Consider the following 13258-nt stretch of genomic DNA (forward strand, 5'->3'; position numbering starts at 1 on the left):
TTGCCGAAATCATGTACTTATTGTTGCCGATTTCTCTGTATCCTTATTTTCCATTTTCTCTGCACTTGTATTTACCGATTACACCATCCTACAAACTGACAAAAAAACGTACGTACCCATACCAAATTTAGTGGTTACGGAGATAATTTAAAATATGCCATAAATAAGAAAAAGCTCGAAATAATAATGTTAGAGAAAAGAAAATAAGTGATGTATATGTCTATTGGATCAGTTTCATCGGCCATCTTATGTAACTTTTTCATTTTATCTCGAAAAGGTATAAATGGAACTAAAAATAGCCCCATGAATAGATATAAAGTTATCAAAGCACCAATATTCTTTATGAATAAGCGCCAAAGGGTGATAGCGAAAACACCCATCCCATTAATTTTGGTATAAATTAGAGGGGACTGGTATCTAATTGTAAAATCATATAATAAAGACCAAATACAAGCTCCAATGATAGAAACACAATTTGCAAAATTCTTTCTTCACTAATTTTTTTCTTAGCAATAAGGTTTACCATCACGATTGATAAAATGCAAATGAGTAGTAAGTAAAGTAATAGTGTATATATCATGTATTGATTTGATGACTTTTCTCGTTTGTAAACCGGTAAGATTATTTACTGCAGCCTTATCCAGTTCGATGTGGTCATAGTAAAAATATTAAAATCAAATTTTTTCCAGTCATCTGATATTTTATGACGGTCACCAAAACCTAAAGTGGTGATTCGTTTATTTAATCTCCCGATAGCAGTAATATCATAGATGTCGTGGATAAGCAATTCTATAATTGTACGGGATACTATGGATATTAGAAAGGGTAAATAGTCTTCAATTTTTTGTTCATTATATGTATCGCCATGCACTATTTTACTTCTAAGGTTATAAATCTTTGTAATGTTGTCAAATATTAATTGCGAATTGAACGAACTCGTGCCACAAAGGATGGCAACATTTCTTTTCATACGATATGTTAGTTCAGTGCGTCCATCCACAATAGTTTCAAGGCAGAAACATAGATTTAAATATTGAAAATGGCGGTGTGAGGCCTCATAGCTGGTGATATAATTTTCAATAATGTATCCAATTGCACCTTTTTCATTCATCCTAACAAAAACCTTTTCGACGAACTCATTGATTTCCGAAACTGGTGCATCAGGGAGATATAATATCTTTCCGGGATATTCGCCCGTGTAGGTTCGTTGCCAGCTTGATATAGACATGCCCAAATCATAACCATTAAATTCCAAGACATATTGTATTTGTAAATCAGATGGGAAGATAATAAGTAGCAACTTATAAACGGCAAGGATTTCTCGATAATTAAAGTTTTCAAATGGTTCTGTTTTTACTATTGCATAGTACTTTTCATGTTCTTCTATATTTTGTAAAACGACTTCCTCAAACATTTCGTGATAGTCCCATTTTTCGTCGTTGCCTTCTAAGGAATCCAAGTAATTGGCAAAAAAACTTGTTTTCACGTCCATTATTTGAATTCCTTTAAATGAAAAGTCGAATTCGCTTAAATCTGTATAACTATTAGCTAAAATTGGAATTTTTAAATTTTCAGTCATTATATCGTTATTTGCATTTTTTACCAAATCCGAGGTTTTAGTAAGAATCAAACGCCCATTCAAAGTAAAGATTTTCTATTGCCTCTTTTTAACCAATTTCAGTTTCACATTTCGAATTTGCTCAAAGGACTTGCGAAGCCTTTCCCTTTCTGGGTCGGACGTGGCATTGTTAAGCATTTCTTGCCTTTGTGCTTCTGATTTAAGATTGTTTTCAGCTATCATCATTCGCGTAGAGAACATATTTGCTGCATCCGAATATCCCAGTTTTTTTGCTTCATCGTTATACTCTCGATTTAGTGATGTGCTTTCTTTTGATAATTCAATTGCCTTTTTCAAATCGGTGATTTCTCCCACATAGTCCAATATGGCACCCTTGGAAATTGACCGAGAAAAGTAAAGGTTGCAGTCTCTAGGAGAGATTTCGATGGCCTTGTCGAAGTCGTCTATAGCGTCATATTCATATTTTAATGCCTGTAAACATTGAGCCCTGTAAGAAAAAAAGTCCCTCTTTTCTATATCACCGAGAATTGCGCCCTCTTCCAATGCCTTATCGAAATAGGCTACCGCTTCATCCCATTGTTGGTTAAAATAGCAATTAAGTCCCATAGCGTAAGCATGTAGACCGTGCGATGAACCTGTTGATTTAAGTTCTCTGTCATTCGTGGTTTCGCGATTCGACTTTCCTTCACGTTCGTTGTTGGCAGATTTGTCGTCCCGGCTTTGAAACAGTAAATAGATATAATAATAAATTACAAGAATGGGATGAAAGATAAGCATCGCCGTTTCATATTTTAACCTGCTTTTTAAAACCTGCTTTAATGCTTGAATTTCGTTTTCAGTCACATAACCCGACGGTGTTTTTTTCAGTTGGGATATATTGCCTTTTACTTTGACTAATGGCAGTATGTTTAAGAAAAAAAGCATCAAAACGCTGACAAAATAAAAGACTAAGGAAACCTGTAAAGTGATGACGCTGTTTATGAATAATGCGACAATTATCAGTATGGAGAACACCAACCCTGAAACCAGTCTTGCTATTGACAAGACTGGCCTCAATGCCGTGTTATCAAGTCCATTATCAAGGCGATATTTCAAAGCACACAGATATACCGTCCTGCCTATTGCTAATGCATTTCGATTACGTGCAGTGTCAGCGGATAAATGGAACGTATTTTTAGCTGGATTGTAAGTATCGGTTGCAGAATGGTCTTCTGAGACATCTACAGTAACTTCCGTGGAATAATAACCCTGGATAAGTTCTTCACCATTGCGTTCTGTTGGGATTGCAGCTAATGCGTTATAAGAACGGAGTAACTTTTTATCAAGCAATTTTCTTAGCAATAGACCTATCAATCCGAAAATGACGATTCCCACAAGGTAAAGGTAGGTTGACATATTCTAAATTATTAGATTATCTAATGCACACATGAGCCAAAATAATTAATCAACAACTGGCTTGGCTTTAAATTTTCCTTCTTCTTTTGTCTATTGTCCATCCTCCGTAACCCATTCGAATAGGAATTTTAAGTATTTCCGATATTATTATGCCTCCAAAAATATAGGCGCCAATGATACTAAACCAAATTATCTTGCCTGATGTTTTTAAGCCATAGGAATTTTCATATATGAAGGAAAACATACCAAAAATCACCAAGAGGACCTCCAAAAAAATTTGCAGTCCTTTAATCTTTTTGTTGTTTGTTACTGGATTACTGTATCTTCCTTGTTTATAGTCGTTTGCTTGCTTAGCTATGAATATTAGCTCGCATACAACATTCACGATAAATAAAGCAGAGGCCGTAATTAGGATCGCTTCGGATTTGAAAATGATACCAATAATAATTAAAAAAATTACCGTTAAATTTAATGTGGCTTTTAGCATTGCACTCATAACTTGTCAATACACCAAAACAAAGAAAGTTGATTATTTTTTAGGCTTCGATAATTGCTCCAAATAAGCCACCTTATCCTTTTCCGCCTCAATCAGTCGTTCGTACAGCTTTTTATTTTCTTCGTAAGCTTCGACAAGCTTGTCGAGGGGGTTGAATGTGCAGTTATGGTTAATGGCGTTGAGGGTTGAGGTGTCGTGGCTGGTAAATGTATTGGAAATAATATTTAAAGCATTCTCTTCGTCAAACCGTTGAATAGCCTCCGGGCTTACCTTTAAAATCTTGGCCACCTGCTCCAATATATCCGCTTCGATTTTTTCCTTGGCTTCCAGTTGGGATATTTTCTTTTGTGTCCAGTCCTCACCTAATTCATAGGCAAGGGTTTCCTGCTTCATGCCGAGCATTTCCCTGAACCGTTTAATGTTGCGTCCCTCGTGTATTTGTTGTGTTCTTTCCATAATGATAAAATGATGCGACAAAGGTAGCATCGCAAGCCGCTACCGATGACGAAAATACGGAATATTTCACGGATAACATATTCCGATAGAGGGATAATTTATGCCGCCCATAGGTTTGTATATGCTTTTCCGCTTAGGGAACTTTGATAGTATAACCAAACACTGCAAGACATGAAAAAGCAAAAAACCAAGGTTAGGACGGTGGACAAGCATGAGAAGTATGCCGAAATCGGCGAAATGTATTCGTCCAAATGGAAAAAGGTCGATCTGTTCATCCCAAGCAATTTCAGGATGTTATGCGCCATCCTCGGTGTCGTGCCAAAAGACATTCTCTGCGATTTTATGCGGATGGTGTGCTATGCACCATCAGACAGGGCAACAGAAGAACAGCGAAAAGCTGCCAAAAAGTTTTTCCTTACCTGCCGATTCGGGCAACCGACATATTCGGAAAAAGAGATAAACACGATGTTCAAGGAGCTAAAGGCGGTGAGGACCATTTATGGCACAACCGAAAATATGGATTGGGACGACAAGGAACTGTTTTGGAAAAACAATCATATGTATATCGAATATTGGTTCAAACACTGGTTTGAAAAGAACAGGCGGCAGGACGATATATCCATACTTGAAAAATACTAACGTATAAAACCATGAATAGCATAACCCCTTTTCACACCATCCGCATCCTTACCCGGTGCGAGGTCTCTTTACATCAGGATAGTTCATGTGCCATCCATGTGGATGAACCGGATGACATTGCCGAATGGATTGATTACCACGTGGAGAACGGTGAATTAATCATCCAAACCAAGCCCATGCACTATGGCTATCTGTTATTAAGCAACAGCTATCCCAAAATACAGCTTACATGTACCCACCTAAACGGCATCCAGCTTTTTGATAGGGCAAATGTTACCACGCCGGAAGAACTTCGGGTAGAAAAACTTGGTGTCATTATCTGGCAGGGTGGAACGGTGGAGTTGAATGTGGATGCATTGCGTATGGATTGCACCATACTCAAACGTGGTCATGTAAAGGTAGCAGGTGAAACCATTGAAGCATTCCTGAATGTATACCACGATGGCCGGTATGACGGCGCATCGCTCCAAGCGTCAACCGGGATGGTATATCTCACCAATAATGCCCGAGCATCCGTTTGGATAGATGGGGAAATGGAAGCAAGGATATTGGGGAGGAGCAGGTTTTCGTATTGCGGTACACCGAGGTTTTCTTGGCTTAGTGTGGACGAGGGCAGCCGGGTCGAGCCTTTACAGGAAGCAGCGGAAGAAAAACCACCAATGTAAGGATATATGGCAATGGAAAAATACACCTATAAAGGTTTGGTCACACAGGACGACTTTAACGTGCGCTTCGGGTTCTGCCAATCGAGGATTGCCATCGGATACACGCAGGAGGAAGCATCTTTCCTGATGGGCAAGCATCCCTACTTCTACGGCGAATATGAAGAAATGCGAGACGGAACTAAACTAACCGAGGCCGAGAAAACGCTGCTCTGTTCGGTTTTCAAAACGCAGCTAAGGAGTCCAATCAATTTCGAGCGCGATGAATTCGGCTATGATTACAAACGTATCATAAAAGGTGAGCGTGAAGAAAAACAGGGGGCTTATCATTACACGCTCCACCATCCGTGGTTGATACGCATTGAGAAAGGGGATAACGTGATAAAAAAGAATTTCCCGATTACATACAGGGAATTACCATTCCGGCTGGAAACCCAACAGCAACAGGAAGCGTTGGCTTTGTTTGATGAGGCCGTTAATTGGTTATTGCGGATTTCCTTTTTCGAGTACCCGCAATCTCCATTGCAAATCTATGAACGCATAAGGCTCACCCACCATAATCCCATTTTACGCCCCCGATACCTAAAAGAAGTACTATACCGACTAATCGCCGAAAAATGTCTTCAAATGAAAACGATAAATGGTAGTATCCATTATACCACATCAATTTAGATTCAGATGCTTTGCCCCGACATGAAAACATTCCAGCAGTTGACCGCGATTACCGAACGGCTGGTCAATACCATTCTCGTAGACCAAATCTATTTTTCGCGGTATGAATTTCAGGGTATATGCCATCAGGAATTTATCATTCTTCTCCCACACACGAACAAACAATTCATTACCGAGGCCAAGCCGTTGGTCGGTACGGTAATGAGCATGTATTCGCATTTCAGGCACAAACTTTATTATGCCAATGAAGTACGGCATAGCATACGCAAGGGCGGGATAGCGTTCTTTTTCCGTTGCCAGCCCGACAACCTGCTCTACATAAATTCCAAGGCAAATTACGTGGCGCTAAGCAGCAAGCTATCGCCCGAAAGGGTACTTAAACGGGCAAATGAAGCCCTTGGAATGGAAAAGCAGAAAATAAAGGCTTTCAGCGATGGAGCGCAGTTTTATTTGGATAAAGGTAATTACCAGCTTTGCGCGTTTATGTTGCATCAGGTGTTTGAATTGTGCTACCGTATGGCGGAAATCGTGATTTTTGGCAAGGAAAAGCTGTCACATTCCATCCGGAACCACCATCAAATTGTGTTGGCATACCTACCGCAGCTTAAATTGGTTTTCGACAGGAATGACGAAAACGACATGACAATTATGGAGTTGCTGGACAGCGCCTATTTGTCGGTACGGTATGAGAACGGGTATTATATAACCGAAAGACAATTGCTTTACTTGGTGGACAAGTCACAGACCATACAGGAATTGGTGGAGCAGGCTTGCGGGGATATGCTTGAAGCGTTCGGGGCTGCATTGAATACAGTAACGGTTTGACATATGCAAATTACAAGTAATACCAAAGCGTACTTAATGTTCCCATCACCCCTATTTTTCTTTCGCCCGCGCCTATTCCTTATCTTTATTGGAAAAATAAGGAAGCATGGTCAAATATTTCAAAAGCAGAAAGCGTTTCGATTTTTCCCCACATCCGTTTGATGTAGGCAACATATTTGGTTTAAAGAGGGGTTATGGCAACAACCATTTTTTGCTCAAAATATATGGGTTAGACAAAACCGAATTTGAGAACTATTACACCTACCACCTGAATCATTTCCTGTCCACGGGTCAGGGTTCCGAAAAAGATTTCCTTTCCCATGTGTGGTACATCGTGCAGAAACGGATTGAACATTTCGAACGGAAAGACCCGTTCTCATCCGGGCATCCCCGGCATCAGTCAAACATCGGGAAACTTACCGAATTCCAGCAATACCTCGCCACGCGCGATAAATGGAACATCCGGCCTAACGATGTGCTGCTGAAAGAAAAAGACGGAAAGATAGCCGAACTCGAAGCTCATATACAGAATTTGGAAGAACAGTTGAAAGCGCATACAAAATATGGGGTTGCACAGAAAGTGTTTGTTGAGGACGGCTACCTGCCCACGCTCATCGACCTCATCCAGCAACTGCGCGAAGTGGGATTGCCCAATGGGAGGTCGCTGCTCAAAAGCGACCACCACAGTCCGTATTACAAATTGGTAGCGAAATACTTCAACCACGGCGGCAAGGAAATCCCATTGGATACGGCACGCAATTATTTCGTGGGCAAGGACGAAGCTCCGATAAAGGGTTCGCAGGTGCCGGATGGCAGGAAGCTGTTCCGCATCGTTCCCGCAGACCAAGCCTAACCGTCTACCCGTTCAATCCCCGAACATGACCAAGCCGCCCCGGTTGGTCATCCATATTCCTGTTTTATCCCCCAACTTTGTCCCAACGGAGCGGGTGCCGCCCGATGGAAACACCGGATATCACCCTGTTTGGCCGCAGAGCCGAACCGTGCTGTTCGCACGTTCCGCCAAGTTGCCATTCCCCGATGGGAATGGAGCAAGCGGAAGTTGGGCACAGCCCTACTTGCTTGCCCCCACGCTATCGCCATGGGGGTTTCGGGTATCCTCCGGGGATACCTGGGTACGCTGGGATAGGCCCAGCGCAAGGTTCCGGTATACTTGGCGGTATACCGTGCGCCGCTTAGACGGCGCGATTGAATATCCCACTATCGGGATATATGGATAGGGAAACATAATGATAGGGATATGGAAATAGACATCGTCACAAGGGAAGACCTCCGGCAGTTCAAACGGGAAATGCTGGAGGAGTTTAAACAAATCATCGGAAACAGGGAAAAAGACAATCTTGGCAGGGAATGGCTGAAAAGTGCCGAGGTACGCAGGCTGCTGGGCATATCGCCCGGTACGTTGCAGAACCTCCGTATCAATGGCACGTTGCCTTACCGCAAGTTGGGCGGCAGCATGTACTACCGCAGGGGAGACATCAGGAAAATGATGGAGGGAGGTAACGGCAATGGCTGAACGGATGGAAATGCCCAGGCACGCGTTCAGCGCGTTCTTTGAGCGGATTGGCGATGATGGGCGTTTGCTGCCCACGCACATCGGGTTAGTGGCGGCATTGTTCTACCACCACGATTGCGGCAACCCGGAAAACCATTTCCACGCCAGCCGCAGGAAGCTCATGCGCTTCTCGCGGATACGCTCCATCGCCACCTACCACAAGTGCCTGTCGGAATTGGTGGCCTACGGTTATGTGGAGTACCGCCCTTCGTGGCATCCGGCCAAGGGCAGCAGGTTCAGGTTCATCATCCGCACGGAGGGAGGGGTAAATGGTCAGGATTGACGAGAACAGGAAATCCGTCCGTTTCCCCGAGGCGGTGGACGAACGGCTCACCCTGCTTGCGCGGAAACTTGGCCGCACCAAGCGGGAAGTGGTCATGCAGATGGTGGATTATTTCTACAAAAGCAAGAAAGACCCCGCCGACCTGAACGACGAGGTGCTGAAAAAGGAACTGTCAAGCGGTATCAGCCGCATCCTCTCGTTCATCCGCAAACAGGAGGGTGACATGCTGGTGCCTATGTATTCGGCAATGGAGGAACTGATGGCCATCGCCAAAGCACAAAGCCCGCTTTTAAAAAACATCGGCAAAGGGCAGTCGGAGGCAACCATCATGGGCAGGGAAACCATCGGCTACCTGAAACTGGTGGACGGCACGCTGAAAAAGATGCTCGGCAACATGCGGGAAAGGGAAACATTGAAGTCCAGGTTCCGGCAGGTACTGGATTACTACATCACCCAGCGTGAAGCCTTGGGCTGGCCTGTATCGGCTGCCAAAAAAGAAGAACTGGCCAAGTATACAAGGCAATCGTTGGACAACCTGTAACACAAGACCATGTATATTAACATTACCAAATCGGAAACGGGCGACAACAAGGGCAGCAGCGGTGCGCTGGTGCATTACCTCGAAAAAGAAAATCGGATGCAGCCGGAAAAAGGGATGGGAAACGAACCGGAGCGTTGGTTCAACGGAACGGACAACGACATCAAACCCCACAAGGTGCGGATGGGTATCGACCGCAACGTGGCGAAGCTGGGCAGGGAAGACAGTAAGTTTTTCCTCATCAACATCAGCCCCAGCCAAAAGGAGCTGGCGCACCTCGTGTCCAGATACGGCGAGGACGGGGCAAGGGAAAAGCTAAAGGAATTTGCCGCGAGGGTAATGGACGAGTATGCCCGTAACTTCAAACGTCCCGGCATCGACAGCCACAAAGACCTGCTTTGGTTCGGCAAGCTGGAAAACCACCGCTATTACAACCACAACGACAAAGAGGTGAAAAGCGGGCTAAAGAGAAAAGGCGAACGCAAGGAGGGGCGGCAGATGCACATCCAAATCATCGTGAGCCGCAAGGACATTACCAATAAAATCAAGCTAAGCCCGCAGAATACGTCACGTGGCAAAAACAAAGCCCATTCGCAGAAGCTGGGGCAGTTCGACCGCACCGCGTTCAAGCAGTCGGGCGAGACGCTGTTCGATGAACTGTTCGACTTCGAGCGTAACCTGAAAGACAGCCTGCAATATGCCAATACGATGAAGAACGGTACAGCACGGCAAAAGGCACAGATGCACACGCTCACGGAATTGACGAGGCGGCATCCGCAAGGTCAGCCGTTGGCAATGGAGCTGGCGCATGATGTTGCCCAAGGCATGTTCGAAAGCGTGGGCGAAATGCTGACCACCACGGGCAGCATGGCTGCCGACCTATTGGGATTACTGATGGCTCCGGTGGAGGGAGCGGGTGAGCAGCAAAGCCCCATCGAGGAAGAGGAGAAGCGGCGCAAACGGAAAAAGAAAGCGCAGTCACGGGGTATCAGGCGGTGAGTTTACCGATGGGTGAAAACATCCGGCCTTTGCACCGCCCGGCCAAAATTACCCACGGCGTGGGAAAGGTCAAGGGTATATAAACGCCCCCTCCCACAGGCCTTTGCTCTCCGGCGCCCTTGACCCGATTCCCCCGCCTTGCGTTCGGTGGCCTAAGCGGTTAAAATGCCTTGGTGTGTGCAAGGGGAGTACGAAAAAAGCCATCCGTTTTGGGGATGGCTTACACTATATGGTGTGGATTTTTTATCAAAATTTTTCGATTTCCTTGATGGACAGCTTGGTATATTTGGCAATCTGCTCAACGGAAAAGCCGCCCCTTTTCAAGTCACGTGCGATATCAACCGCAGTGTTATATGCAGCCTCTTTTACAGCTTCGCTGACCGCATAGTCCAACACAGCTTTATTATCCCATTTGCGTTTCAAACTTGTATCAAACATCGAGATGAAGCTTCTAATTGCCCTGCAATTCGACTCTGGCCTTTTGGACGAACTCCAACGAAACGGATGCTAAATCGGCTATTTTCTCGTCACTGAAATCGGTGCCTTCAATGAGGCCTTTGACAAAAGAAAAGTCCTTTTTCAACTCAACCTCTTTGGTAGCTTCCTTTACAGCTTCGTTGACTGCATAGTCCAACACAGCTTTATTATCCCATTTGCGTTTCAGACTTGTGTCATACATGGTCTTTTCCTCCTTTGTCAGATTGCTGTATTCAGCAATGTTAAACAGTTTTTCAAAAATCGGTTTGCGGAGATATACCGGAATCTTATCCATGCCGCTCATGTTCTTCAAAACATAGAGCCATTTGTCAAGGTCAGTATCCAGTTCCGCTTCCGTTTTTACAAATTTAATCAATTCAATGAATATATACCCCAGCCCATCATAAAAAACCTTGCCTGTCTCCCTGTTGCTCAAGCAAATATCATGCAGGAAACCGCTATCAGTACTAACAGTATCCAAGGAGAAATCTTCCAAGAGCGCAATGAGGTACACTTCTTTCACGTCATAAGCCCACTCCGAACGCCTGCCCTTTGGAGCCTGTTCGCTGACTAAGCGGCTGGTATAGAAGATTGCCCGTTGCTTGAAGTTGCATTGTTTTCCCCGTTGTACTTCGATGATGAATTGCTCCCCATCGTTTCCGGTACAGGTAAGGTCGAATATGGCACCACCCTCGTTTACCGTTTCGCCGGGATGCTCGTTTTTGTTGTAAACCAAATCCACGATGTGTTTCCGTCCACGGAATACGCCGTTGAGGAAGTCAATCAGCAAATCCTTGTTGGGTTCACTCCCGAAAAGCTTTTTAAATGCGAAATCGGTTAATGGGTCGATATAAGTGCCTATTGTTGGTTTTGTTGCTTTGGCCATGATTCAAATATAATGTTTTGTATTTATATCTAATATCCGTTTGGGAACTTAATATATCCCCGAACGGATATCGAATATGGGTAAATTAATTTCCTGACAACTTACGCTGTAAAGTTTGCATATCGTTGGCGATTCGCGTATCCAGCAGTTTCGCGTAATGCTGGGTGGTCCTGATACTCGTATGGCCAAGCATCTTGGAAACTGTTTCAATGGGTACGTCGTTGCTTAATGTTACCGTAGTTGCGAAAGTATGCCGAGCCATGTGGAACGTCAGCGTTTTGGTAATGCCGGACAGGTCGGCTATCTCCTTGAGGTAGCTGTTCATCTTCTGGTTGCTCAATACGGGAAGTGCCAACCCTTTGGAAGCACAGGTAGGATAGTCCGCATAGCGGTCGATGATTTCCTTTGCCTGCGGTAGCAGGGGGATATTGGTAGCCGTTTCCGTTTTTTCCCGGCTGCTTAGTATCCACAGCTTGCCGTCCACACCCTTTGCGATGACGGACGTTCTCAATTTCTTTACATCGGCATACGACAGGCCGGTGTAGCAACTGAAAATGAATATGTCGCGAACGTGAGCCAACCGTGGCGTGACATATTGCTTAGCCATTATCCGGTCAAGTTCATCCTGTGTGAGGAATCCTTTTTCCTTTGGCTTGGCGGTATTCTTGTAAAATACGAATGGGTCTGCGGTAATCCAGCGGTGGGCAAGGCACAATTTGACAACCTTGCGAAAGTGCTTCATATATTTGGCTGCTGATATGGGGCTACAACTTTTTTTCGTGCGGAGGAAGAATTCGTAACCCTCAATGAATGCATGGTCGATGCGCTGAATATCAATATCCATATCCCCGTATTGCTTTAGCACGTAATCGGTAAGGTGACCAACGGAAGTCTTGTAACCTTTCAGCGTGCCGGGCTTGTATCCTTTGCCGAGCAGGGTTTCCATCTTTCGGTTATGGTCAAGGTATATTTCAATCAGGTAATGTCTTTTGGTGTCCTGTCCAAGAAACCGCATTTTCAGCGATTCGGCGGTGATAACGGCATTTTCCTTGACAAGCGCCGTATGGACGTCCTCTATATTCCGGACAAGGGTTTCAAGGTAGCTGTTTAATGTACGGCTTTCTTCTTTGGTGCCTGCGGCTCGATTCGCTTTGGGTCTCCATCGGGAGGGGTCGACCGACCTGCTGATTGAAATTTCTTTCGGGATTCCGTCAACGGTAATCCGCATGTAAATGGGAACGGGGCCGCTAACATAGTTTTTTGGTTTCTTCAAGTAGAAGAGCAAGGAATAATTTGTACTCATGATAATACATCATTTATGGTGAACAAATGTAGCCTTGCAACCTACGGTAGTCAAGATGTTCAGGTATTGAACGGGTTGTCGCTCAACAACTTAATGTACTTTCAGTGAGTAGCAGTAGGTTAGGAATTGACTCACCGAATTACGCACTGTTTTTATGCGAATAATTGAATGAATCGGGATGCTGATAAAAACAAAAAGCCCGCAAATGGTCAATTTGCAGGCTTTTGTACGTTTTGATGGTAAGATTTGTGTTCCCGAAGGGATTCGAACCCCTATCTTCAGAACCGGAATCTGAAATTCTATCCATTGAACTACGGGAACGGGGATGCAAAGATATTCAAATTTTTGAAATCAATATGGATAAGGATAACAATTTTTTGGCTTCATCCTCCTGGTCTAAGTATATTCTTCTCAACCTGACTCCAGAAATTTTTTGTGTACCGATCAATTTTTTCTACTTTGCACTTCTTTTCAT

17 protein-coding genes and 1 tRNA gene are annotated in these 13258 nt (G+C 44.2%); 10 read left to right on the forward strand and 8 right to left on the reverse strand.

Translation table 11 applies throughout. The features are described from left to right. Nucleotides 1–625: 625 nt before the first annotated feature. From IEX60_RS22350 to IEX60_RS22365, 4 genes are all read right to left on the reverse strand, one after another. Entirely contained in the window at nucleotides 626–1579 is a 954-nt protein-coding gene (locus IEX60_RS22350; RefSeq protein WP_188753626.1) for a HEPN domain-containing protein, read from the reverse strand. Between the two features lie 75 nt (nucleotides 1580–1654). Further along, nucleotides 1655–2974 carry a tetratricopeptide repeat protein gene (locus IEX60_RS22355; protein ID WP_188753627.1) on the reverse strand — a complete coding sequence of 440 codons (1320 nt, stop codon included), beginning with the start codon at nucleotides 2972–2974 and terminating at the stop codon, nucleotides 1655–1657. 67 nt (nucleotides 2975–3041) lie between these two features. Beyond that, a complete protein-coding gene (locus tag IEX60_RS22360) occupies nucleotides 3042–3470 on the reverse strand; it encodes a hypothetical protein (RefSeq protein WP_188753628.1) in 429 nt (142 codons plus the stop codon). Nucleotides 3471–3503: 33 nt separating this feature from the next. Then, nucleotides 3504–3926 (reverse strand): helix-turn-helix transcriptional regulator, encoded by a 423-nt coding sequence (locus IEX60_RS22365; RefSeq protein ID WP_188753629.1) that lies wholly within the window; start codon nucleotides 3924–3926, stop codon nucleotides 3504–3506. A gap of 171 nt (nucleotides 3927–4097) precedes the next feature. Here IEX60_RS22365 and IEX60_RS22370 point away from each other — a divergent pair, with 171 nt between their 5' ends. From IEX60_RS22370 to IEX60_RS22415, 10 genes are all read left to right on the forward strand, one after another. Continuing rightward, a complete protein-coding gene (locus IEX60_RS22370) occupies nucleotides 4098–4565 on the forward strand; it encodes a hypothetical protein (protein WP_188753630.1) in 468 nt (155 codons plus the stop codon). 11 nt (nucleotides 4566–4576) lie between these two features. Beyond that, a complete protein-coding gene (locus tag IEX60_RS22375) occupies nucleotides 4577–5230 on the forward strand; it encodes a GIN domain-containing protein (protein ID WP_188753631.1) in 654 nt (217 codons plus the stop codon). A 6-nt stretch (nucleotides 5231–5236) separates the two neighbouring features. Then, the gene (locus tag IEX60_RS22380) at nucleotides 5237–5899 is read left to right on the forward strand and encodes a hypothetical protein (protein ID WP_188753632.1); all 663 of its coding nucleotides are present in this window, start codon (nucleotides 5237–5239) and stop codon (nucleotides 5897–5899) included. 21 nt (nucleotides 5900–5920) lie between these two features. After that, nucleotides 5921–6724 carry a HEPN domain-containing protein gene (locus IEX60_RS22385; protein ID WP_188753633.1) on the forward strand — a complete coding sequence of 268 codons (804 nt, stop codon included), beginning with the start codon at nucleotides 5921–5923 and terminating at the stop codon, nucleotides 6722–6724. Nucleotides 6725–6830: 106 nt separating this feature from the next. Beyond that, a complete protein-coding gene (locus tag IEX60_RS22390) occupies nucleotides 6831–7577 on the forward strand; it encodes a hypothetical protein (protein ID WP_188753634.1) in 747 nt (248 codons plus the stop codon). Between the two features lie 25 nt (nucleotides 7578–7602). Beyond that, nucleotides 7603–7962 carry a hypothetical protein gene (locus IEX60_RS22395; RefSeq protein ID WP_188753635.1) on the forward strand — a complete coding sequence of 120 codons (360 nt, stop codon included), beginning with the start codon at nucleotides 7603–7605 and terminating at the stop codon, nucleotides 7960–7962. Between the two features lie 20 nt (nucleotides 7963–7982). Next, the gene (locus tag IEX60_RS22400; protein WP_188753636.1) at nucleotides 7983–8258 is read left to right on the forward strand and encodes a helix-turn-helix domain-containing protein; all 276 of its coding nucleotides are present in this window, start codon (nucleotides 7983–7985) and stop codon (nucleotides 8256–8258) included. A gap of 4 nt (nucleotides 8259–8262) precedes the next feature. Continuing rightward, nucleotides 8263–8580, forward strand: coding sequence for a hypothetical protein (locus IEX60_RS22405; RefSeq protein ID WP_229717724.1), 318 nt, complete (start codon nucleotides 8263–8265; stop codon nucleotides 8578–8580). Further along, a complete protein-coding gene (locus tag IEX60_RS22410; protein ID WP_188753638.1) occupies nucleotides 8567–9121 on the forward strand; it encodes a BfmA/BtgA family mobilization protein in 555 nt (184 codons plus the stop codon). The genes IEX60_RS22405 and IEX60_RS22410 overlap by 14 nt, the downstream gene beginning before the upstream one ends. 9 nt (nucleotides 9122–9130) lie before the next feature. Further along, on the forward strand, nucleotides 9131–10117 hold the full coding sequence (locus tag IEX60_RS22415; RefSeq protein WP_188753639.1) for a DUF5712 family protein: 987 nt from the start codon (nucleotides 9131–9133) through the stop codon (nucleotides 10115–10117). Nucleotides 10118–10363: 246 nt separating this feature from the next. Here the strand turns inward: IEX60_RS22415 and IEX60_RS22420 are convergent, their stop codons facing one another. From IEX60_RS22420 to IEX60_RS22435, 4 genes are all read right to left on the reverse strand, one after another. Further along, nucleotides 10364–10555: a hypothetical protein gene (locus IEX60_RS22420; RefSeq protein ID WP_188753640.1), complete on the reverse strand. Its 192-nt coding sequence runs from the start codon at nucleotides 10553–10555 to the stop codon at nucleotides 10364–10366. Nucleotides 10556–10568: 13 nt separating this feature from the next. Then, nucleotides 10569–11480, reverse strand: a complete 912-nt coding sequence (locus tag IEX60_RS22425) for an Rpn family recombination-promoting nuclease/putative transposase (RefSeq protein ID WP_188753641.1) — start codon at nucleotides 11478–11480, stop codon at nucleotides 10569–10571. 85 nt (nucleotides 11481–11565) lie between these two features. After that, a complete protein-coding gene (locus IEX60_RS22430) occupies nucleotides 11566–12783 on the reverse strand; it encodes a site-specific integrase (protein WP_188753642.1) in 1218 nt (405 codons plus the stop codon). Nucleotides 12784–13032: 249 nt separating this feature from the next. Further along, nucleotides 13033–13104: transfer RNA gene (locus tag IEX60_RS22435), tRNA-Arg, on the reverse strand. Nucleotides 13105–13258 lie beyond the last annotated feature (154 nt).

It is taken from the genome of Parapedobacter defluvii (assembly GCF_014642075.1).
In the GTDB taxonomy this organism is placed as follows: domain Bacteria; phylum Bacteroidota; class Bacteroidia; order Sphingobacteriales; family Sphingobacteriaceae; genus Parapedobacter; species Parapedobacter defluvii.